Annotated in this window: 16 protein-coding genes; 3 read left to right on the forward strand and 13 right to left on the reverse strand. The window is 66.7% G+C overall.

The genetic code is table 11. The annotated features are described in order from the left end of the window. Positions 1 to 7: 7 nt before the first annotated feature. The 10 genes from AC3IMC_RS11770 to AC3IMC_RS11815 form a co-directional block, all read right to left on the reverse strand. Positions 8 to 1,027, reverse strand: coding sequence for a gluconeogenesis factor YvcK family protein (locus tag AC3IMC_RS11770; RefSeq protein ID WP_490918738.1), 1,020 nt, complete (start codon positions 1,025 to 1,027; stop codon positions 8 to 10). After that, entirely contained in the window at positions 1,027 to 1,950 is a 924-nt protein-coding gene (gene rapZ / locus AC3IMC_RS11775) for an RNase adapter RapZ (protein ID WP_221385646.1), read from the reverse strand. Before rapZ ends, AC3IMC_RS11770 begins: the two co-directional genes overlap by 1 nt. 69 nt (positions 1,951 to 2,019) lie before the next feature. Beyond that, entirely contained in the window at positions 2,020 to 4,017 is a 1,998-nt protein-coding gene (uvrC, locus tag AC3IMC_RS11780; RefSeq protein ID WP_490918739.1) for an excinuclease ABC subunit UvrC, read from the reverse strand. Positions 4,018 to 4,076: 59 nt separating this feature from the next. Continuing rightward, on the reverse strand, positions 4,077 to 4,745 hold the full coding sequence (locus tag AC3IMC_RS11785; protein ID WP_490918740.1) for a lysophospholipid acyltransferase family protein: 669 nt from the start codon (positions 4,743 to 4,745) through the stop codon (positions 4,077 to 4,079). Further along, entirely contained in the window at positions 4,732 to 5,448 is a 717-nt protein-coding gene (locus tag AC3IMC_RS11790) for an HAD hydrolase-like protein (RefSeq protein ID WP_490918741.1), read from the reverse strand. The genes AC3IMC_RS11785 and AC3IMC_RS11790 overlap by 14 nt, the downstream gene beginning before the upstream one ends. A gap of 82 nt (positions 5,449 to 5,530) precedes the next feature. Continuing rightward, the gene (gene uvrA, locus AC3IMC_RS11795) at positions 5,531 to 8,455 is read right to left on the reverse strand and encodes an excinuclease ABC subunit UvrA (RefSeq protein WP_490918742.1); all 2,925 of its coding nucleotides are present in this window, start codon (positions 8,453 to 8,455) and stop codon (positions 5,531 to 5,533) included. A gap of 47 nt (positions 8,456 to 8,502) precedes the next feature. Continuing rightward, on the reverse strand, positions 8,503 to 8,883 hold the full coding sequence (locus AC3IMC_RS11800; RefSeq protein WP_490918743.1) for a GntR family transcriptional regulator: 381 nt from the start codon (positions 8,881 to 8,883) through the stop codon (positions 8,503 to 8,505). Beyond that, positions 8,880 to 10,598: an ABC transporter ATP-binding protein gene (locus AC3IMC_RS11805; protein WP_490918913.1), complete on the reverse strand. Its 1,719-nt coding sequence runs from the start codon at positions 10,596 to 10,598 to the stop codon at positions 8,880 to 8,882. The genes AC3IMC_RS11800 and AC3IMC_RS11805 overlap by 4 nt, the downstream gene beginning before the upstream one ends. Positions 10,599 to 10,690: 92 nt before the next feature. Then, a complete protein-coding gene (locus AC3IMC_RS11810; RefSeq protein WP_490918744.1) occupies positions 10,691 to 12,439 on the reverse strand; it encodes an ABC transporter ATP-binding protein in 1,749 nt (582 codons plus the stop codon). Between the two features lie 152 nt (positions 12,440 to 12,591). Further along, positions 12,592 to 13,371: a trans-aconitate 2-methyltransferase gene (locus tag AC3IMC_RS11815; RefSeq protein ID WP_490918745.1), complete on the reverse strand. Its 780-nt coding sequence runs from the start codon at positions 13,369 to 13,371 to the stop codon at positions 12,592 to 12,594. Between the two features lie 95 nt (positions 13,372 to 13,466). On the opposite strand from AC3IMC_RS11815, the gene AC3IMC_RS11820 reads away from it, so the two are divergent. From AC3IMC_RS11820 to AC3IMC_RS11830, 3 genes are all read left to right on the forward strand, one after another. Next, positions 13,467 to 16,010 carry a DEAD/DEAH box helicase gene (locus tag AC3IMC_RS11820; protein WP_490918746.1) on the forward strand — a complete coding sequence of 848 codons (2,544 nt, stop codon included), beginning with the start codon at positions 13,467 to 13,469 and terminating at the stop codon, positions 16,008 to 16,010. Between the two features lie 26 nt (positions 16,011 to 16,036). Then, positions 16,037 to 16,537: a GNAT family N-acetyltransferase gene (locus AC3IMC_RS11825; RefSeq protein ID WP_490918747.1), complete on the forward strand. Its 501-nt coding sequence runs from the start codon at positions 16,037 to 16,039 to the stop codon at positions 16,535 to 16,537. A 67-nt stretch (positions 16,538 to 16,604) separates the two neighbouring features. Then, positions 16,605 to 17,879, forward strand: coding sequence for an alpha/beta fold hydrolase (locus AC3IMC_RS11830; protein ID WP_490918748.1), 1,275 nt, complete (start codon positions 16,605 to 16,607; stop codon positions 17,877 to 17,879). Here the strand turns inward: AC3IMC_RS11830 and AC3IMC_RS11835 are convergent. The 3 genes from AC3IMC_RS11835 to uvrB all read right to left on the reverse strand — a co-directional run bounded on the left by AC3IMC_RS11835 (position 17,865) and on the right by uvrB (position 22,692). Then, positions 17,865 to 19,235 (reverse strand): MFS transporter, encoded by a 1,371-nt coding sequence (locus AC3IMC_RS11835; RefSeq protein WP_490918749.1) that lies wholly within the window; start codon positions 19,233 to 19,235, stop codon positions 17,865 to 17,867. The genes AC3IMC_RS11830 and AC3IMC_RS11835 overlap by 15 nt on opposite strands. Positions 19,236 to 19,343: 108 nt before the next feature. Continuing rightward, complete coding sequence (locus AC3IMC_RS11840; protein ID WP_490918750.1) at positions 19,344 to 20,372, reverse strand: TerC family protein; 1,029 nt, start codon at positions 20,370 to 20,372, stop codon at positions 19,344 to 19,346. Between the two features lie 187 nt (positions 20,373 to 20,559). Continuing rightward, the gene (uvrB, locus tag AC3IMC_RS11845; RefSeq protein ID WP_490918751.1) at positions 20,560 to 22,692 is read right to left on the reverse strand and encodes an excinuclease ABC subunit UvrB; all 2,133 of its coding nucleotides are present in this window, start codon (positions 22,690 to 22,692) and stop codon (positions 20,560 to 20,562) included.

The following is a 22,692-nucleotide window of genomic DNA, read 5'->3' on the forward strand; positions in this document are numbered from 1 at the left end:
CACCTTCCTAACTGTTCCCGAAAATGTCCTGGTACGCCGTCGCCAGCCGCAGCGGCTCGTGGACGGGGCGGCGCCCTGACGCCCCTACTTTACCCAAGACCACCTCGGCGCCGATCATCCCGGCCGCCTCCTCGAACTCCTGCCGGTCCGGGACGGACGCGGGGTCGGCGAGCACGACGTCGACGCTGAACTCCGGCGCGTACCGTCGCAGGACGTGCAGATGGTCGGCGGCGGTCATCCCGCTGGTTTCCTTCGTGTCCGTGGCCAGGTTCATGGTCAGGCAGCGCTTCGCAGGAGTGCTGCACAGGGCTTGCCGCATTTCGGGCAGGAGCAGGTGGGGCAGGACCGATGTGTACCACGAGCCGGGGCCCAGGATGACCCAGTCCGCCAGTTCGATCGCCGTCAGGGCTTCGACGCAGGCGGGGGCGGCCTTGGGCAGGAGCCGCACCTCTTCCAGCGAGCCGGCCACGGCACAGCGGGCCTGCCCCCGGATGGTCTGCACCGCGGTGGCGCCGTCCGGTGCTGTCACCCGGACGTCGCCTTCGATGGTGAGCGGGACCGTGGACATGGGCAGAACCTGGCCGCGTGCGCCCAGCAGCGCACCGGCCCATCGAAGGCCGGCGACGGTGTCGCCGAGCAGTTCCCACAGGGTGACGATGAGCAGGTTGCCCATGGCATGTTCGTCCAGGGAGCCGCCGGGGCCTTTGCCGGGGCGGAACCTGTGCTGCATGACGTCCCGCCAGGTGCGCCCCCAGTCGGTGTCATCGCACAGCGCCGACAGCGCCATCCGGAGGTCACCCGGCGGCAGGACGCCGTACTCTTCGCGCAGACGCCCCGACGAGCCGCCGTCGTCCGCCACCGTGACCACTGCGGTGAGCTCGGAGGTGAGCAGGCGCAGCGCGGAAAGCGATGCCGACAGCCCATGCCCGCCGCCCAGGGCAACAACGTTGGGGCCCTTGTCCTGCTGGCCCGGTGCCGATCCGGCGGCGGGCGGCACCAGGGGCAGGGCACCGGTGAACAGCGCCATTACTCGCGGCCCAGGTCCCGGTGAGCGGTGGTCACCGTGACCCGCGGGTACTGGGCCAGCTTCTTGGAAAGTTCGACGGCGACCGCGACGGAGCGGTGCTTGCCGCCCGTGCAGCCCACGGCGATGGTGGCGTAGTGCTTGTTTTCCCGGCGGTAGCCCTCCAGGACAGGCTCGAGCGCCAGCACGTAGCGGTCCACGAAGCTCTTCACGCCTTCGGCTTCCAGCACATAGTCGCTGACGTCCTTGTCCAGCCCGGTCTGCGGCCGCAGTTGCGGCACCCAGTGCGGGTTGGGGATGAACCGGACGTCCGCAACGTAGTTGGCGTCCACGGGCAGGCCGTATTTGAAGCCGAAGCTCATGACATTGAGCCGGAGGGCGACAGGACCTGTTTCGCTGAACAGTTCGGTGATGGCCGTGGCGAGGCCGTGGACGTTGTAGTTGGAGGTGTCCAGGACGACGTCGGAGCTGTCGCGCAGTTCCTGCAGCAGTTCACGTTCAGCGGCGATGCCGTCGAGGATCCGCCCGCCGCCCTGCAGCGGGTGCGGGCGCCGGCCCTGTTCGAAGCGCCGGACCAGCACGTTGTCGCTGGCGTCCAGGAACAGTACGCGGAAGGTCACCCCGCTGGCGGCCAGTGCCCCCAGGGCGGAGCGGATGTCGGCGAAGAGGCCCTTGCTGCGGACGTCGATGACCACCGCCAGCCGGGGAATCGACTGCGGGGCGTGCGAAACCAGCTCGGCCAGGGTGCCCAGCATTTGCGGGGGCAGGTTCTCCACGACGTACCAGCCGTGGTCCTCGAGCGCGTCGGCGGCGGTGCTCCGCCCGGCGCCGGACATTCCGGTGACCACCAGCAGCTCCGCTTCGAGCGGTTTGACCGGCTCCAGCCCGTCCTCCCCTGCTCCGGATTCCGCCGTCGTGTCTGCCATCAAGTCCGCCCCGTTTCCCTTGTCGTCGCGGGGCGGCCGCACCGGCCCCAACCCCGTCCTTTACCCTAGCTAAGTTTCGATGATTTCGCCGGTGGTCATGTTGATCGCCGGCAGCGCCGCCTCCGGACCGTCGCCGGCAAAGTGGTTCACGATGGCACTGGCCAGTGCGGGGCCGATCCCCTTCGCCTGCGAGAGCTCCTCCGCGGTGGCGGCCTTCACGCCCTTGACGGAGCCGAAGTGCGACAGCAGGGCCTTGCGCTTGGACGAACCCAGACCCGGCACGGCATCCAGGGCCGAGACCGTCATGGCCTTGCCGCGCTTTTGGCGGTGGAATGTGATGGCGAAGCGGTGTGCCTCGTCGCGGATCCGCTGCAGCAGGTACAGCCCCTGGGACGTCCGCGGCAGGATGACCGGAAAGTCGCTGTCGGGCAGCCAGACTTCCTCCAGCCGCTTGGCCAGGCCCACCACGTAGACGTCGTCAACGCCCAGGTCCCTGAGGGCGCGGGCCGCGGCGTTCACCTGGGGCTGGCCGCCGTCCACCACCACCAGGTTGGGCGGGTAGGCGAACTTTGCCTTCGGAGCCGGCGTGGTGGTGTCCAGCGCGGCATCTTCCCCAGCCGCCGCGACGGGGCCGGATGAGAGGGCGGATTCATCCACCTGTGCGGACTTGTCCTGGAGGTAATGCCGGAACCGCCTGGTAAGGACGTCGTGCATGGCCGCCGTATCGTCGGCGGCGGCCGGTCCGGTGATGGAGAACTTCCGGTAGTCGGACTTCTTCGGCAGCCCGTCCTCCACCACCACCATGGATGCCACCACGTTGGTACCCTGCACGTGCGAGACGTCGAAGCACTCGATCCGCAGGAGCGGCACGGGCAGGTCAAGCGCTTCCTGCAGTTCCTGGAGCGCCTGGGACCGCACCGTGATGTCCCCGGCCCGGCGGGTCTTGTGCAGCTTGAGTGCGTGCTCTGCATTTTCGCGCACCGTGGACATCAACGCCGCCTTGTCGCCACGCTGGGGAACCCTGATGTCCACCTTGGCGCCACGGATGCCGCCCAGCCATTTGGCGAGGTCTTCGGCGTTGCTGGGCGCCACCGGCACCAGGACCTCGCGGGGCAGCCGGCCGTGGGTGTCGCCGTCCTCGCCATAAACCTGCTGCAGGAGGTGCTCCACCAGGTCCGGGGTGGAGAAGTCCTCCACCTTTTCCACTACCCAGCCCCGCTGCCCGCGGATCCGGCCACCGCGGACGTGGAAGACCTGGACTGCCGCCTCGAGCTCGTCCTCGTGCAGGGCGAAGACGTCGGCGTCGGTGTCCTCTGCCAGCACCACCGCGTTGCGTTCAAAGACCTTCCGCAGGGCGGTGATGTCATCGCGGAGGCGGGCAGCGCGTTCGTAGTCAAGCTCCGCCACGGCCTCGGCCATCTGCTTTTCCAGCTTGGCGATGAAGCGCTTGGCCTCGCCGCCCATGAAGGCACAGAAATCCTCTGCCAGGGCCCGGTGGTCCGCCGGGGAGATCCTGCCCACGCAGGGTGCCGAGCACTTGTCGATGTAGCCCAGCAGGCAGGGGCGGCCGCTGGCTTCGGCCCGCTTGAAGACGCCGGGACTGCAGCTGCGCACGGGAAAGACCCGCAGCAGGGTGTCCATGGTTTCCCGGATGGCCCCGGCGGTGTACGGGCCGAAATAGCGGGTTCCCTTCCGCTTGTCCCCCCGCATGACCTGGACCCTGGGGTACTTCTCCCCCATGGTCACGGCAAGGTAGGGGTACGTCTTGTCGTCGCGGAAGACGACGTTGAAGCGTGGCTTGAATTCCTTGATCCAGGTGTATTCGAGCTGCAGCGACTCCAGTTCGCTGCCCACCACGGTCCATTCCACGCTGCTCGCAGCGTGGACCATGGCGTAGGTCTTGGGCAGCAGCCCGGCGGGGTTGGCGAAGTAGGAGTTCAGCCGGGACCGGAGGCTTTTGGCCTTGCCTACATAGATGACCCGGCCGTGCGGATCACGGAACCGGTAGACGCCCGGATTGGTGGGGATTTCACCGGTCTTCGGGCGGTAACTTGCTGGATTTGCCACCTGTCCAGTCTACTGAGGCGCTGCCGGTGTCATTGCACGGGCCGGTGCCGCCGGCCGGGTCAGTCGACGGACTTGCTCTGGTTGTAGCTGCCTGAACGCTCCTGGCCGCTGAGGGCGGCGATGGCATCCATGATGCGGTCCGTGACCTCGCGGCGGGCGGGCAGGGAGTGGTCGGGGCCGGTTTTGTCGAAGTACAGCGGCTCCCCCACCTTCATGGTGAAGTGCTGGGGTTTGACCCCCTTTTCGCCGGCACGCTGGAGTTTTTCCGTGCCGATCAGGCCCACCGGAATCACAGGCGCACCGGTGGTGAGGGCAAGCCAGCCGACGCCGGTCCGTCCGCGGTACAGGATGCCGTCCCTGGACCTGGTGCCTTCCGGGTAGATGCCGATGCCGCGGCCGGCCTCGAGGATGTCCAGCAGCGTCTTGAGCGCCTGGACGCTGGCGGCCTGTTCACCGCGCTCCACTGGGATGGATCCTACGGATTCGAAAAAGGCCTTCATGACTTTGCCTTTGACGCCGCCGGTGGTGAAGTACTCCGCTTTGGCAAAGAACGCCACCGGCCGTGGCATGAGTGCCTGCACGATGACGCTGTCAAAGAAGGACAGGTGGTTGGGGGCCACGATGAAGGGGCCGTCGGCGGGGACGTTTTCGAGCCCGACGACGGTGGGCCGGCAGGTGCCGGAGATCAGGTTGCGGGTGGTCCAGCGGACAACATCAAACATTTCCATCGTTGCTCACCCCGCTCATGGCAGCGAAGTGGATGGCCTGGAGCCGGTCGATGACCGTGAGCAGTTCCCTGGCGTCGTTGACGACGGCGAAGGATCCGGCATCTTCCAATTCCCCGTCGGGAGCAAAGCCCCAGACGACCCCGATGCAGTCCAGTCCGTTGGCAATGGCGCCGGAAACATCCTGGGCGCGGTCCCCCACCATGATGGCGTGCTGGGTGTCCAGGTCCCTGAGCGCCGCGGCGATAATCTGGGTTTTGCCCAGCGGGACGCCTTCGACTGCCGTTTCGTCGTCCGCGGAGCCGTGGATGCCATGGAAGAATTCGTCAATACCGTGGTGAGCCAGGACGGTACGGGCCAGCCGCTGCGGCTTCTGGGTGGCGACCGCGACAGGGCGGCCGGCGGCCGAGAAAGACTCGAGGACTTCCCTGATGCCCGGGTACAGCCTGCTCTGCGCGATGCCGGTGGCCACGTAATATTCCCGGTACAGACGGACCACCTCTGCCAGGCGGTCCGCCGGGACCTTCGCCACATTGAGCAGCGAGTCGCTCAATTTGGGGCCGATCATTGAATCGAGGAGTTCCTGGCCGGGAACCGGGAGGCCCAGTTCGCGCAGGGCCGCCGCGATGCCATCTGTAATTCCGCCGGCCGGATCGACAAGAGTGCCGTCCAGGTCAAAGATCACGGGCACTGTTGTTGAAGTCACCGGGTTAGTTTCTCATGACACCAGCAGTGCCTGAAACTCGCATTCCCGGAGGGGAATATTTCGGTCCGGATCCCGATGCTGGTCAGCGCAGGATTTCGGCCAGAAACTTCCCTGTGTGGCTCGTGTCCGAGCCGGCAACCTGTTCCGGGGTTCCGGCCGCCACGATCTGGCCACCTCCCGAGCCGCCGTCCGGGCCAAGGTCCACGATCCAGTCCGCACTCTTGATGACATCCAGGTTGTGCTCGATGGTGATCACGGTGTTGCCCTTGTCCACCAGCCCCTGCAGGACCATGAGGAGTTTGCGGATGTCCTCGAAGTGCAGGCCCGTGGTGGGCTCGTCCAGGACGTAGATGCTGCGGCCGTTGGAGCGCTTCTGCAGTTCCGCGGCCAGCTTGACGCGCTGCGCCTCGCCCCCGGACAGGGTGGTGGCCGGCTGGCCCAGCCGGACATAGCCCAGGCCCACGTCCACCAGGGTCTTCAGGTGCCGTGCGATCGGCGAGAACGCGGCGAAGAATTCGGCGCCTTCCTCGATGGGCATGTTGAGGACGTCGGCGATGGTCTTGCCCTTGTAGTGCACCTCCAGGGTTTCCCGGTTGTAGCGCGCGCCATGGCAGACTTCGCATGGCACGTACACGTCCGGAAGGAAGTTCATCTCGATCTTCAGCGTGCCGTCGCCGGAACACGCCTCACATCGGCCGCCCTTGACGTTGAAGGAGAACCGGCCCGGGAGGTAGCCGCGGACCTTTGCCTCGGTGGTCTCGGCGAAGAGCTTGCGGATGTTGTCGAACACGCCCGTGTAGGTGGCCGGGTTGGACCGCGGAGTCCGCCCGATGGGGCTCTGGTCCACGTGGACCACCTTGTCCAGGTGTTCCAGTCCCTGCACGGTCTTGTGGCGGCCGGCCACCTGCTTGGCGCCGTTGAGCTTGTTGGCCAGCACCTTGTAGAGGATCTCGTTGACCAAGGTGGACTTGCCGGAACCGCTGACGCCGGTGACGGCGGTGAAGAGTCCCAGCGGGAAGGCGGCGTCGACGTTCAGGAGGTTGTTCTCCCTCGCGCCCACCACCTTGATTTCGCGCTTCTTGTCGTATTTGCGGCGCTTCTTGGGGACTTCGATGGCCTTGCGTCCGGACAAGTAGTCACCGGTCAGTGATTCCCGGTTCTCCAGCAGCTCCTTGTACGGTCCGGAGTGGACCACTTGGCCGCCGTGCTCGCCGGCACCTGGCCCGATGTCGACCACCCAGTCCGCGACGTGGATGGTGTCCTCGTCGTGCTCGACGACGATGAGCGTGTTGCCCATATCGCGCAGCCGGGTGAGGGTTTCGATCAGGCGGCGGTTGTCGCGCTGGTGCAGCCCGATGGACGGCTCGTCGAGGACATAGAGCACACCTACCAGGCCGGACCCGATTTGGGTGGCCAGCCGGATACGCTGCGCCTCGCCGCCGGACAGGGTGGCGGAGGGCCGCTCCAGGTTCAGGTATTCCAGGCCGACGTCGAGGAGGAAGGTCAGCCGCGCCTGGATCTCCTTGAGGACCTGGTGGGCGATCTGGGCTTCGCGGCCTGTCAGTACCAGGTTGTTCAGGAATTCCGCGCAGTCCCGCATGGGCAGTGCCGCGACTTCGGCGATGGACTTGCCGTTGATCAGGACCGACAGCGACGCCGGGTTGAGCCTGGCGCCGTTGCAGGCCGGGCAGGGAACCTGCCGCATGTACTCCTCGTAGCGGTCGCGGGCCCAGTCGGAGTCGGTCTCGCCGTGCTTGCGGTGGACGTACTGGATGGCGCCCTCGAAGCCGGTGCTGTACTTGCGTTCCCGGCCGAACCGGTTGCGGTACTGCACCACCACCTTGTGGTCCTTGCCGTGCAGGATGGTCTGCCGGACATCCTTGCCCAGCTTCTCCCAGGGGGTGGACATGGAGAAGCCCACTTCCTTGGCGAGGCCCTCCAGCAGCCGGTTCCAGTATTCGGTGGTGGCCGTGCCCATCGACCAGGGGGCGATGGCGCCCTCGGACAAGGACAGTTCCGGGTTGGGGACGATGAGTTCCTCGTCCACTTCAAGGCGGGTGCCGATTCCGCTGCAGGCGGCGCAGGCGCCGAAGGGGTTGTTGAAGGAGAAGGAGCGCGGCTCGATCTCGTCGATGGCGAGGGGATGCTCGTTGGGGCAGGCAAGGTTTTCCGAGAACGCCCGGATCCGTTCCGGCGCATCTGCGTCGACGTCCACGAATTCGGCCAGGACCCGGCCCTCGGCGAGGCCAAGGGCCGTCTCGATGGAGTCGGTCAGCCGCTGGCTGATGCCTTCCTTGACCACCAGGCGGTCCACCACCACCTCGATGGTGTGCTTGAACTGCTTCCCCAGCTTGGGCGGATCGCTCAGCTGGACCAGCTCGCCGTCGACCCTTGCCCGGGAGTAACCCTTGGCGGTGAGCTCCTTGAAGAGGTCCACGAACTCGCCCTTGCGTCCGCGCACCACCGGGGCCAGGACCTGGAAGCGGGTACCCTCGTCCAGCTCGAGCAGCTGGTCGACGATCTGCTGCGGTGTCTGCTTGGACACCGGCTCGCCGCAGACGGGACAGTGCGGGCGCCCCACGCGCGCCCACAGCAGGCGCATGTAGTCGTAGATTTCGGTGATGGTGCCCACCGTTGACCGCGGGTTCTTGCTGGTGGATTTCTGGTCGATGGAAACAGCCGGCGACAGGCCTTCAATGAAGTCGACGTCCGGCTTGTCCACCTGGCCCAGGAACTGCCGGGCGTAGGCGGAGAGCGATTCAACATACCGCCGCTGGCCCTCGGCGAAGATGGTGTCGAACGCCAGTGAAGACTTACCGGATCCGGAGAGGCCCGTGAAGACGATCATGGCGTCGCGCGGAAGGTCGAGGTCCACGTTGCGCAGGTTGTGCTCCCGCGCCCCCTTCACCACGAGGCGGGAAAGGTCCGGCCGCTGCGGGGCGGCAGCAGAGGCGACGGCGAAGGACGCGGAGGGGGCAGGAGTTTCTTCAGCTACGGCTTTAGGCACCCCATTATGCTAATCGAAAACTTTTTCGAACACTGACGGTTCCGCCCTCAGGGAACATCGTAGGCGGCAGCCAGCAGCTTCACCGCCTCGGCGAAGGTTGCCCCCTGCGATTTGGCGACAGCGGCGTAGGCTGCCGCGGCCTCGGAGAGGCCGCCCAACCGCTCGTCGCGGGCACAGACCACCGTCCCGTTCCGGCCCCGGGTTGCCACGACGCCTGCCGCTTCAAGTTCCTTGTACGCCCGCGCCACCGTGTGCGGGGCTACATCAAGCTGTCCGGCCAGCGCCCGCACGGCAGGAAGCCGGGTGCCGGGCGGCAGCGCCCCGTTGTCGGCAAGGTGGATGACCTGGAGCCTCAACTGCTCGAACAGCGCAACGCTGCTGGCGGGATTGGGCCGCCAGGTGCCGGGGAAGTCAGCGGCGGGGTTCACAGTCCCGCCTCCAGGACGCCGGCCCTGCCAGGACGGGCCGAGAACTGCGCGTTGTAGAGCCGGGCGTAATAGCTGTTGGCGGCCAGGAGGCTTTCATGCGTTCCCTGCTCCACGATGCGTCCATGGTCCATGACGAGAATTAGATCAGCGTTCCGAACCGTGGACAAACGGTGGGCGATCATGAAGCTGGTGCGGCCTTCCTGGAGCCGGCGCATGGCCTGGCGGATCAGCAACTCCGTCCTGGAGTCGACAGAGCTCGTGGCTTCATCGAGGATCAGCACGTCCCGGCCGGCCAGTTGCGCCCTGGCAATGGTAAGCAGTTGCCGCTGGCCCTGGCTGAGCGGTTCGCCCCCATTTTCCAGTACTGTCCCGTACCCGTGGGGCAGCGACCGGATAAAGCGGTCGGCATGGCTGGTTTCCGCGGCGGCGACGATGGCTTGCTCGGACGCGCCGGGAAGCCCGTAAGCAATGTTGTCGCGGATACTGCCGGCAAACAGCCACGCGTCCTGGAGGACGACGCCGAACTGTCCGCGCAGCCGGTCCCGGGGTATGGCTGCGATGTCGGTCCCGCCCATGGTGATCCGCCCTGATCCCGGCTGCAGGAAGCGCATGAGCAGGTTCACAACCGTGCTCTTGCCGGCTCCGGTATGGCCGACGATGGCGACAGCCTGGCCGGGCTCGACGGTGAAGGTGAGGTTGCGGACGGCGGGGACCGAGCCCGGATAGCTGAACGACACGTCCTCGAAGACGATGGGTCCGCCCAGTGGGGCTGCGGACGGGGCTTCCGCCGGCTCCGGCGGATCCTCCTGCGCGTCCAGCAGGGCAAAGACCCGGGCCGCGGAGGCGGCACAGGACTGCATGACATTGAGCAGCCCGCCGATCTGCCCCACCGGTTGCGTGAACAGCCTGCTGAACTGGATGAAGGCCTGGACGCCGCCGATGGTCATGGCTCCCGCGATGACCTGGAGGGCCCCGACGACTGCCACCGCAATGTAGTTCAGGTTGGACATCAGCACCATCAGCGGCTGGACCACCCCGGCCGAGTATTGCGCGGTGCCTGCCGCCCGCGCCAGTCGACGGTTGCTCTGGCTGAAGACCTCCGCGGCCTGGGCCTGCCGGCCGAAGGCTTTGATGACTTCATGGCCGCTGATGAACTCCTCGACGTGTGCATTGAGTTCGCCGGTTTCCTTCCACTGCCTGGCGAAGTGTTCCGCGGACCGGCGTGCCACCAGAACGGTGATCCAGGTCGAGACGGGGACGATGGCGACGGCGATGGCAGCCAGGAGCGGTGAAATCCACAGCATCATGGCCAGGGATCCGGTCAGCATCAGGAACGCCACGATCAGCTGCGTCAGGACCTGGTTCAAGGCCTGGGCGATGTTGTCGACGTCGTTCGTGGCACGGCTCAGGACGTCCCCGCGGGACCGTTCGCGGAAGTAGGTCGAGGGCAGGCGGTGGAGTTTGTCCTCAACGGAGGCCCGAAGGCCGTACATCAGCCCTTGCACGGCATGGGCTGTCAGTGCGCCCTGCACCCAGTTAAAGAGGGAAGCGAAGATATACATCACCGCCACGGCTGCCAGCAGAATTCCAAGCCGTTGATCCAGCGTGCCCTGGAGGACGCCGTCCACCACGACGTCGGTAGCGTCGCCCAGGAACTTCGGGGCGGCCACATTAAGGCCCGCGAAGGCGCACGTGGCGCCGACGGCTCCCAGCATCCGGGCCCGAAAGGGGCGCAGCAGGCCGAGCAGCCTTCGCGCCGTGGGCCAGAACCTGCCCGGCGCTGTTGCCCCGGCTGCCTCCGAAGCCGTCACAGGGGGCCGTCCAGCACAAGCTGTGATTCGGCGATTTCCCGGTAGGTGGGGGAAGCCGCCAACAGGTCCTGGTGCGTTCCCTGCGCCAGAAGGCGGCCGTCGTCGAGCACCAGGATGAGGTCTGCCCCCTCCACGGCGGAAATGCGTTCCGCGACAATGATGACCGTGGCGCTGCCGAGCCGTGGGGCCAGGGCGGACCTGAGCCGGGTATCGGTGTCGTAATCGAGCGCGGAGAAACTGTCGTCGAAGAGGTAGAGGGGCGCATCGCGGAGCAGTGCCCGGGCGATGCACAGCCTCTGGCGTTGCCCTCCGGACAGGCTCGCTCCCCCCTGTCCTACCGGGGTGGCGAGCCCGAGCGGCAGGTCGCGCATGAACCGCATGGTCTGGGCCGTTTCCAATGCAGCCCAGAGTTCCTCGTCCGTTGCGTCGGGCGCGGCCATCCGGAGGTTGTCCGCGATGGTGCCGGTGAAGAGATGGGAGTGCTGGGGCACGACGGCCATGGACCCCCGCAGGTGGTCCAGGGGCAGGTCGCGGATGTCCCGGCCGGCCAGGGTGATGCTGCCCTCGGTGGGGTCGAGGAACCGTGGGATCAGGTTCAGCAGCGTTGTCTTCCCGCTGCCGGTGGCACCCACGATCGCGGTGGTGGTCCCCGGCGCGGCCGTGAAGCTGATGTCCGCCAGGACAGGCGCCTCAGCCCCCGGGTAGGAAAAACCGACCCCCTTGAATTCCACCTGTACTGCCCGATTGGAATCGTCTGACGGCAGCGTGGCTGCATACGCCGCAGCGCTCCCGGCCGCAGTGTCCTGGACCGATGGCTCTGTATCCAGGACCGCCTGGATCCGTTCGGCGCAGACGGCGGCACGCGGCGCAGTCATCAGGACGTACATGGCCATCATGATGGCCAGCAGGATCTGCATGATGTACGCGATGAAGGCCGTCAGCGCCCCCAGGTTCATCTGGCCTGCCTGGATGCGATGGCCGCCGAACCAGACGATGGCCACGGAGCTGATGTTGACCACCAGCATGATCATCGGCAGCATCGCGGCCACCAGCAGCGCGGACTGCAGGTTGTTTGCCGTCAACCCCGCATTGGTCCGGGCGAAGCGCCGCACTTCGTGCTCCTGGCGGACGAAGGCCCGGATGACATCCACCCCGATGATCTGCTCGCGGAGGATTCCGCCAGCGCGGTCGAGCAGGTCCTGGCCCTCCCGGTACAGCGGGATCAGCCGGCGGACGATCAGGTACATGATGAGCAGGAGCACGGGCACGATGACAATAACGACGACGGACAATGCCACGTCCTGCTGCAAGGCAAGGATGACTCCGCCCACGCCCATGGCAGGGCCGGCAACCAGCATGGTGAAGACCAGCACGGCGAACGCCTGCACTTGCTGGGCATCGTTGGTGGCACGGGTGGTCAGGCTTTGGGTCCCGAAGAGTGCCACGTCCTGCGAGGACAGCGACTGGACCTTGGTGAAGATATCCGCCCGGAGGCGGCGCCCGATCCGCATGGCGAGCAGCGCGCCGAGGTAGCCGGCGGCGACCGCCGATGCAGCCTGCACGGCCGCAATGACGGCCATGAGCGCGCCGAGGCGTGTGATGACTTCGGTATCGCCGGCCACGATGCCGTCGTCGATGATCGCCGCGTTCACCGTGGGCAGCAGGAGGTTCGCTGCCGCCTGGACCAACTGCAGAAGAACGATGGCGCCGACGCGGAGCCCTTGGCCTTCCAGCAGCCGCCTCATGAGTCCGACCAGCAAAATACCCCCCGTACATGCCATAGCCGAAGAGAGGGCCGGCGGCTTGACCCTAAAGCTTTGGCGTCATTGTAGGCCAGATCACTTTCGGCTGCTGTCACAGCCTTTGACGGCGTTGGAAAAGCCGGCGGTAAAACCCTTCACCCCTGCTTCCGCCCCACTGCGAAGATGCGCCGGAAAGGATAAACCGTGCCGTGGGGACCCGCCGGATAGGCCTCCCGGAGGACGGCCGCATACTCGCTTTCGAAGGCGGCGCCGTCCTCAGCCGGCAGGGCGGCCAAAACCGGGCGCAGCGCTGTCCCCCGGACCCATTCCAGCACCGGGTCCGGGCCCGGCAGGACCTGCTGGTAGCTGGACTCCCACGTATCCGCCGCGAATCCGGCGTCGAGCAGGATCCCAAGGTAATCGGCCGGCTCGCCCACCGATTCCCCGCCGCGCAGTATTCCGCCCAGCTTCGCAGCCCACCGGTCCGAGGAGGCCAGCTGCCGCATCAGGGCATGCGAGGGGGCGTTGAAGTTCCCGGGAACCTGCATGGCGAACCATGCCCCTGGCCGGAGCGCGGCCAGCCAGGCCCGCATCAGCTCCAGATGGCGGGGAACCCACTGCAGCGCCGCGTTACTGACCACAACATCCGTCTCCGGCGAGGGCATCCAGCCGGCGATATCAGCAAGCTCGAAACGCAGGGACGGTACGTCCCCGGCCACCGCCGCCGCCCTTGCCAACATCTCGGCCGAGGAATCCACTCCCACCACCTCGGCGCCGGGCCAGCGGCGGGCCAGCGTTGCTGTCAGATTGCCCGGACCGCAGCCCAGGTCAACCACCAGGCCAGGCTTTTCCACACGGATCCGGCCGGTGAGGTCGAAGAAGGGCCGGTCCCGGTAGTCACCGAACTGCACATACTTGGCGGGGTCCCATTTCATCAATTTCTCCACTTTCCGGCGCGTTTGGCAGGTACTGCCGTAGCCTAACGCGGCCGGTCGGGTATGCCTGGCACCGGGCACTAAGCTGGAAACCAATGAAACTCGTTGACCAGCTGACTGATCTGCCCGCCCGGAACGTTTCCGCCGCCGTCGACCCTGACGACCTCTACACCCGGTTCGTGGAGTGGACGGAAAGCCGGGGGCTGTCACTGTACCCGGCCCAGGACGAGGCAATCATGGAGCTGGCAACGGGGGCCAACGTTATCCTGGCCACGCCCACGGGGTCGGGAAAATCGCTGGTGGCCATCGCCGCGCACTTCCAGGCCATGGCCCTCGGCCGGCGCAGCTATTACACCGCCCCGATTAAAGCACTGGTGTCGGAGAAGTTCTTTGCCCTGTGCGATATCTTCGGCGCGGAGAACGTCGGCATGATCACGGGCGACTCCGGGGTCAACCAGGACGCCCCCATCATCTGCTGCACCGCCGAAATCCTGGCAAACATTGCCCTCCGCGAGGGGTCGGCGGCGGAGCTTGGCGCAGTCATCATGGACGAGTTCCATTTCTACTCGGATCCGCAGCGCGGCTGGGCGTGGCAGGTGCCCCTGCTGGAGCTTCCCCAGGCACAGTTCCTGCTGATGTCCGCCACCCTGGGCGACGTATCGCGGTTCGAAGAGGGGCTCACCTCGCTCACCGGCCGCCCCACCACCACGGTCAGTTCCGCCGAGCGGCCCATCCCGCTGCATTACTACTACCACCAGACTCCCGTGCACGAGACGCTCGAGGAGTTGCTGTCCACCCGGCAGGTGCCGGTTTATGTGGTGCATTTCAGCCAGATCGAAGCCATCGACCGTGCGCAGAACCTGATGAGCATCAACATGTGCACCAGGGAGGAGAAGGACCGGATTGCCGAGCTGATTGCCAACTTCCGCTTCGCGGCCGGCTTCGGCAAGACGCTCAACAGGCTGGTGCGGCACGGGATCGGCGTTCACCACGCGGGCATGCTGCCCAAGTACCGCCGGCTCGTGGAGCAGCTGGCGCAGGCGGGGCTGCTGAAGGTCATCTGCGGCACTGACACGCTGGGCGTGGGCATCAACGTGCCCATCCGGACGGTGCTGCTCACGGCGTTGAGCAAGTACGACGGCGTACGCACCCGGCTGCTGAACTCCAGGGAGTTCCACCAGATTGCCGGCCGCGCGGGGCGGGCGGGCTACGACACCGCCGGGACGGTGGTGGTGCAGGCGCCCGAGCACGTGATCGAGAATGTCAAGGCGATGGCGAAGGCCACCGCAAAGTTTGGCGACGACCAGAAGAAGCTGCGCCAAGTGGTGAAGAAGAAGCCGCCGGAAGGTTTCGTGTCCTGGGGGGAACCGACGTTCAAGCGGCTGGTGGAGTCGGTCCCCGACCCGCTGAACTCAAGCTTCACCGTGACGCACGCCATGCTGATGAACCTGATGGAGCGCCCGGGCGACCCGTTCACGGCTGCCCGCCGCCTGCTGACCGAAAACCACGAGCCGCGCCCTTCCCAGCTGCGCCTGATGAAGAAGGCACTGGGCATCTACCGGGAACTGCTGGCCGCCGAAGTCATCGAACGGATTCCCGCCGGCGAGCAGGGGGCTGACGGCCGCACTGTCCGGCTGACCGTCCACCTGCAGCCGAACTTCGCCCTGAACCAGCCGCTCTCCCCCTTCGCACTTGCCGCACTGGAGCTCCTTGACCCGGAGTCGCCGTCGTACGCGCTGGACGTGGTGTCCGTGATCGAGGCCACGCTCGAGAAGCCGCGGCAGATCCTCTCCGCCCAGCAGAAGAAGGCACGCGGCGAAGCGGTGGCCGCGATGAAGGCGGACGGGATCGACTACGACCAGCGGATGGCCATGCTGGAGGAGGTCACCTACCCGCAGCCGCTGGCGGAGATCCTGGGGGAAGCGTTCGAGGTGTACCGGAAGGCTGCCCCGTGGGTGGGCGACTTCGAACTTGCCCCGAAATCGGTGGTCCGCGACATGTACGAACGGGCCATGAACTTTGGCGAGTTCGTCCAGTTCTACGGGCTGGCGCGCTCCGAGGGCATCGTGCTGCGGTACCTTGCGGACGCCTTCAAGGCCCTGCGGCAGACCGTGCCGCAGGACATGCTCCGGGAGGACCTCGCGGACCTGACAGCCTGGCTCGGCGAGCTGGTGCGCCAGGTGGATTCCAGCCTCCTGGACGAATGGGAGGAACTGGCCTCCGGGGCGGCACCCACCCCGCACGACGCACCGCCGCCTCCCCCGCCGTCGCTTACCTCCAACATCCGGGCCTTCCGGGTGATGGTGCGCAACGAGATGTTCCGCCGCGTGGAATTGTTCGCCGACGAGGACGCCGCGGCGCTGGGAGAGCTCGACGGCGGCTCGGGCTGGGACGCAGACCGTTGGGAAGATGCGCTGGACGACTACTTCGACGAGCACGACGACATCGGCACCGGTCCGGACGCGCGCGGTCCGGGCCTGCTGATCATCACCGAAGCAGGCGGCACCTGGAAGGTACGGCAGATCTTCGACGACCCGGCCGGGAACCACGACTGGGGCATCTCGGCGGAGGTGGACCTGGCGGAATCCGACGCCACCGGAACCGCCGTGGTGCGGGTGACGGACGTGAACCGGCTCTGAACCGGCACCGGCGGTAAGCTCGGACAATGAGTGTTATCCGCCCCGCAACCCGGCAGGACGTCCCCGCCATCCTCCGGATGATCCACGAACTGGCCCACTACGAAAAGGAACCCGACGCCGTCCGGAACACCCCCGGGATGCTGGAACAGGTGCTGTTCGGCGAAAACCCCCGCGTGTTCGCGGCCATGGCCGAAAACGCCGCAGGCGAAGTCCAGGGCTTTGCGCTGTGGTTCCTGAACTACTCCACGTGGGAGGGCGTGCACGGCATCTACCTCGAGGACCTCTACGTCAGCCCGGAGGCCCGCGGCGAGGGGCATGGCAAGGCACTGCTGCAGCACCTCGCCGGGATCGCCGTGGCCAACGGCTATGCACGGGTGGAGTGGAGTGTCCTGGACTGGAATGAACCATCCATCAACTTCTACCGCAGCCTGGGCGCCCGCCCCATGGACGGCTGGTCCACCTTCCGCCTGACCGGCGACGCGCTGGAACAGTTCGGCGGTCCTGTACCCGCGGCCGCCCGTGGCTAGGACGGGGCTGCCCGCACTCCTCCCTGCGGCAGGGCATGAGGTCCGGGCAAGGCATGGGTTCCGGGGAATGCGGACGGTGGAACACTACTTCACGGTCCCCCTGGACCATTGGGCGCCCCGGGACGGTTCCGGGGAGACCATCACCGTCTTCGCCCGCGAGTACGTGTCCGCGAACCACAGCGAGGAAGCCGCGGCGCGCCTGCCCTGGCTCCTCTTCCTGCAGGGTGGTCCAGGTGGCCGGGGGAACAGGTGGGGTTCCCTGGGCGGCTGGGGCAAAGCCGCGGCCCAGGACTTCCGCGTCCTGATGCTGGACCAGCGCGGTACCGGCCTTTCCACCCCGGTTGACCGCACTACCCTGCCCCTTCGTGGATCTGCAGCCGAACAGGCCGCCTACCTGGAACACTTCCGGGCGGATTCGATTGTGGCGGACGCCGAGCTGATCCGCACGGCACTCGGTTCGCCGGCCTGGACCATCTACGGCCAGAGCTACGGGGGCTTCTGCGCCCTGAGCTACCTTTCCTTCGCGCCGGAGGGCGTGCGGGAGGCGCTGATCACCGGCGGCCTGCCACCGCTCACCGGTGGTGCGGACCGTGTCTACCGGGCCACGTTCCGGCGGGTGGCGGCCCGTAACGCCGAGTACTTCGGCTGGTATCCGGAGGACCGGACAACTGTTGATCGGATCGCGGCGCATCTGCGGTCCGCCCCGGAGGTCCTGCCCGACGGCTCACCCCTCACGGTGGAGCGCTTCCAGATGCTGGGCGCGTTCCTGGGCGGCAACACCCGGGTGGACAGCCTCCACTACCTCCTGGAGGATGCCTTCGTGGAGACCGCGGCCGGCACCCGGCTTTCGGACCCGTTCCTGGAGCAGCTCCAGGGCATCGTCTCCCGGCGCTCCAATCCCCTCTACGCGCTGATGCATGAGTCCATCTACGGGCAGGGAGGAGCCACCGGCTGGTCCGCCTGGCGCGTACTCCAGGAGTACCCGGAGTTCCGCCCCGATGCCGATCCCCTGCTGCTCACCGGCGAGATGGTCTACCCGTGGTACTTCGAGCAGGACCCGGCCCTTCAGCCGCTGCGTGAAGTGGCCGCGCTCCTCGCCGCGAAGGACGACTGGAAGCCGCTTTATGACCCGCAACGGCTGGCAGCCAACCGCGTTCCGGTAGCCGCAGCGGTCTACACGGACGACATCTACGTTGACCGGGACCTGTCCCTGCAGACGGCATCGGCTGTCCGGGGACTGCAGGTCTGGGAAACGGCCGACTTCCACCACGATGGCATCGCCGACGACGGTGAACGGATCTTCGCCCGTCTCCTGGGAATGGCCAGGTCAGGCGGCCGCTGACCGGCGGTGCGCCGTTCGCGTCAGGAATGCCGCTGCAAGTACGGCGCTCCCGATGGTTCCGCCGAGCAGGTTCAGGCCAAGGTAGCCGATCCACCCCAGGACGACTCCGGAAACGGCGCCGCCGATGGCCCCGGCCGCACCCATCAGCATGTCGGACACGCCCTGCACGGCCACCCGCGCTTCCTGGCCGACGCTTTCGGCCAGCAGGGTGGACCCTGAGATGGTGGCGGCTGACCAGCCCATGCCCAGCAACACCAGGCCGACGGCCACGGCGGGCGTTGCGCCCTGCCCGAACCCGGCGACCGCTGCCGCAAGGACCAGTACGGCGAACCCGATCATGATGGTCTCGATCTTGCCGGCCCTGTCGGTCAGCCACCCCATGGCCGGGGACAGGGCGAACATCCCCGCGATATGCAGCGAGATGGTGAAGCCGATGATGACCAGGACGTCCCCTGCGGCGACGTGGCCGGTGTGGGAAGCTGCAGGACCTTCCACCAGGTGCTGCAGGTGCAGGGGCGTCATGGACATCACCCCGACCATCACGGCATGGGCTGCGACCACGGCAGTGACGGCCAGCAGTGCGGTTTGCGAGTCCCTGATGGAGTGCAGGCCCCGGACCAACGACCCGGCGGTCCCCGGCGTGCCCGGCGTGCCCGCGGCGGCTTCCAGGGCGGGGGACGTCCCGGCCGCGCGCACCTCCAGCGGCGGCGCACCCCTGGCGGCGAGCTCGCGCGCCAGCAGGAGCGGATCCGGGCGAAGGCCGGCAAACAGAAGCACGGTTGCCACGACAAGCCCGGCGGCGGCAATGACGAACGGACCCGCCACAGGGGGAAGTCCGAGGGCTGTTCCCACAGCGGCGCCGGGCTGGATCAGGTTGGGGCCCGCCACGGCGCCCACGGTCATCGCCCAGACGACGGCGGACAGCGCCCGGCCCCGGTGCTCGGCAACAGCGAGGTCGACGGCGGCGAAGCGCGCCTGCAGGCTGGCGGCCGTTCCGATGCCGATGCCTGCCGCGCCCAGGAGCAGCAGGATGAAGAGCCCGGACACCACAGCGAGCACCATGAGCACGGTCCCCGCCAGCGCGGCCGAGAGCCCGACCACCTGGCCGGTGCGGCGACCGCGGCGGTCGGCAAGTGCGGCCAACGGCAACGCGGCTGCAGCAGCTCCCAGCGTCATCACCGTGGCTACCGCACCGGCCCACGCCGTGGAGCCCGAAAGCTCAACGGCAAGGATGGACCCGATCGAGACGGTTGCTCCCGTCCCGATCCCGCCGAACACCTGGGCTGCGCCCAGGAGCACCACGGTGCGCCGCTGCACCTGGCGCACGCCCTGTTCCTTCGCAAGTGTGCGGGCCATGGGACGAGCCTAGTCCTCACCGGCCACCACCAGAAGAGGGTTTTTAAACAGGAAATCCCGGCCGCGCGGGCGGCCGGGATCCCCTCAGATGGCAGGGGTGCGTGCCCGTTAGTCGATGTCGCTGTGGCTCTTCCGGGCGTCTTCCTCGAGGCGTGGATCGATCTTCGACGTTTGGGCCTTGGAGCTGACCAGGCTGGCGATCACGGCGATGACGATGGTACCCACGATGACCGCAAGGGACACGAAGGTGGGAATCTCAGGCGCCCATTCGATGTGCTTGCCGCCGTTGATGAACGGCAGTTCGTTGACGTGCATGGCGTGCAGGACCAGCTTGACGCCGATGAAAGCAAGGATGAAGGACAGTGCGTGCTTCAGGTAGATGAGCCGGTTCATCAGGCCGCCCAGCAGGAAGTACAGCTGCCGCAGGCCCATCAGTGCGAACAGGTTGGCGGTGAAGACGATGAACGGGCTTTGGGTGAGGCCGAAGATGGCGGGAATCGAGTCCACCGCGAAGAGCAGGTCCGTGAGGCCGATGGTGATGAAGACGATCACCATGGGGGTGAAGACCTTCTTGCCGTTCACCGTGGTGCGGAGCTTTCCGCCGTCGAACTTCTCCGACATGGGGATGACCTTGCGGATCCTGGCGATCAGCGGGTTCTCCCGGTCCTCTTCCTCTTCGCCTTCGTCCTGGGCCTGCTTCCAGGCGGTCCACAGCAGGAAGGCGCCGAAGATGTAGAAGACCCAGCTGAACTGTTCAATGACCATGGCGCCGAGCAGGATGAAGATGCCGCGCAGGATCAGCGCGATGATGATGCCCACCATCAGAACTTCCTGCTGGTACTTCCGCGGCACGGAGAACCTGGCCATGATGATGATGAAGACGAACAGGTTGTCGATGCTGAGGCTGTATTCGGTGACCCAGCCTGCCACGAACTGGCCGCCGAACTCCGGGCCGGTGAAAGCGAACATTGCGCCCGCGAACACCAGGGCCAGGGAGACGTAGAACGCCACCCACAGGCCGGCTTCCTTCATGGAGGGTTCGTGCGGGCGCCGGACCACCAGGAGGAGATCGGTCAGGAGGATCAGGCCGAGGACGACAAATGAGCCGACCTCAAACCATACGGGCAAATCGAGCACGGGTAAGCCTTTCGCAGGGTACACAGAAGCGGTGTAAGTCTCTCCGGCCTGCCTGTGCACTCGGTGCTGATGTGGCGGCCCGCTACGCCCGGCGGGGCAACTGTGCCCTGCGTGTTGACGATCGTAGCGCTTGGGATACTCCCCTACGTGCCGTTAACTGTACCCCAGGCGGCAGCGGCCGCGCGCCCTAGGCGTGCCCCGCCGCCTGCATCTGGCGCAGTTCCTTCTTCAGTTCGCTGACCTCGTCACGGATGCGTGCCGCCACCTCGAACTGGAGTTCGGCCGCTGCGCCGTGCATCTGCTCGGTGAGTTGTTCGATCAGGCCTACCAGGTCCTCGGCCGGGGCTGCTGCCAGGCCGTCGGCCCGTACCATGGCAGCGCCCTTCTTGGCCCCCTTCGCGGCCTTGGCACCGGGCTTGGCCGCCGCGGTAATACCGCGCTTGCCCTTGCCGTAATCGAAACTGCCCAACAGCGCGTCGGTGTCGGCATCCTCGCGGGCCAGCTGGTCCGTGATGTCCGCGATCTTTTTGCGCAGCGGCTGCGGGTCCACGCCGTGTTCCTGGTTGTAGGCCACCTGGATGGCGCGGCGCCGATTGGTCTCGTCGATGGCGCTGGCCATGGAGTCGGTGATGCGGTCCGCGTACATGTGCACCTGGCCGGACACGTTACGGGCCGCTCGGCCAATGGTCTGGATCAGCGACGTGGAGGAGCGCAGGAAGCCTTCTTTGTCTGCGTCCAGGATGCTGACCAGGGAAACCTCGGGCAGGTCCAGGCCTTCGCGGAGCAGGTTGATGCCCACCAGGACGTCGAAGCTGCCCAGCCGCAGTTCGCGCAGGAGCTCAACACGGCGCAGGGTGTCCACGTCCGAGTGCAGGTACTCCACCTTCACGCCGTGGCCCAGCAGGTAGTCGGTGAGGTCCTCGGCCATGCGCTTGGTGAGCGTGGTGACCAGGACGCGTTCGTCCTTCTCCACCCGGGTGCGGATCTCGCCGAGGAGGTCGTCGATCTGGCCCTTCGTGGGTTTGACGATGACCTCCGGGTCCACCAGGCCCGTGGGACGGATGATCTGCTGGACGAAGCCGTCGGCCTTGCCCAGTTCGTATTTGCCGGGGGTGGCCGAGAGGTAGACGGTCTGGCCGATGCGTTCCAGGAACTCGTCCCATTTCAGCGGGCGGTTGTCCATGGCGGACGGCAGCCGGAAGCCGTGGTCCACGAGGGTGCGCTTGCGGGACATGTCGCCTTCGTACATGGCGCCGATCTGCGGGATGGTGACGTGGGATTCGTCCACCACCAGCAGGAAGTCGTCCGGGAAGTAGTCCAGGAGGCAGTGCGGCGCGGAACCGCCGGGGCGGCCGTCGATGTGCCGGGAATAGTTTTCGATGCCGTTGCAGAACCCCATCTGCTGCATCATCTCGAGGTCGTACGTGGTGCGCATGCGGAGGCGCTGGGCCTCCACCAGCTTGTTCTGGCCCTCCAGGACCGCCAGCCGGTCGGCCAGCTCATCCTCGATGGACTTGATGGCACGGCTCATCCGTTCGGGCCCGGCCACGTAGTGCGAGGCGGGGAAGACGTACATCTCCGTCTCCTCGCGGATCACCTCACCGGTGACGGGGTGCAGGGTGTAGATGTTCTCCACCTCGTCGCCGAAGAACTCGATCCGCAGCGCCAGTTCCTCGTACATGGGGATGATCTCCACCGTGTCGCCGCGCACGCGGAAGGTACCCCGGTGGAAGTCCATGTCGTTGCGGGCGTACTGCATGGAGACGAACTTGCGCAGCAGTGCGTCCCGGTTCATCTCCTGGCCCTTGCGGAGGGTGACCATCCCGGCGATGTATTCCTCGGGAGTGCCCAGGCCGTAGATGCAGGAGACCGTGGCCACCACGATGACATCGCGCCGGGTCAGCAGGGCGTTGGTGGCCGAGTGGCGGAGCCGTTCGACTTCCTCGTTGATGGAGGAGTCCTTTTCGATGAACGTGTCCGTCTGCGGCACGTACGCTTCCGGCTGGTAGTAGTCGTAGTACGAGACGAAGTATTCCACCGCGTTGTTGGGCAGGAGTTCGCGGAACTCATTGGCCAGCTGCGCGGCGAGCGTCTTGTTCTGCACCATCACCAGGGTGGGGCGCTGCACCTGTTCGATGAGCCAGGCGGTGGTGGCGCTCTTGCCGGTACCGGTGGCGCCCAGCAGGACCACGTCCTTCTCGCCGTTGTTGATCCGCTCCGTCAGCTCGGCGATGGCGGCAGGCTGGTCACCGGCAGGCTTGAACTCGCTGATGACTTCGAAGGGCGCTACAACACGGTTGATATCCTGCGCAAGGCTCAT

The sequence above is a fragment of the Arthrobacter sp. E70 genome (assembly GCF_058266945.1).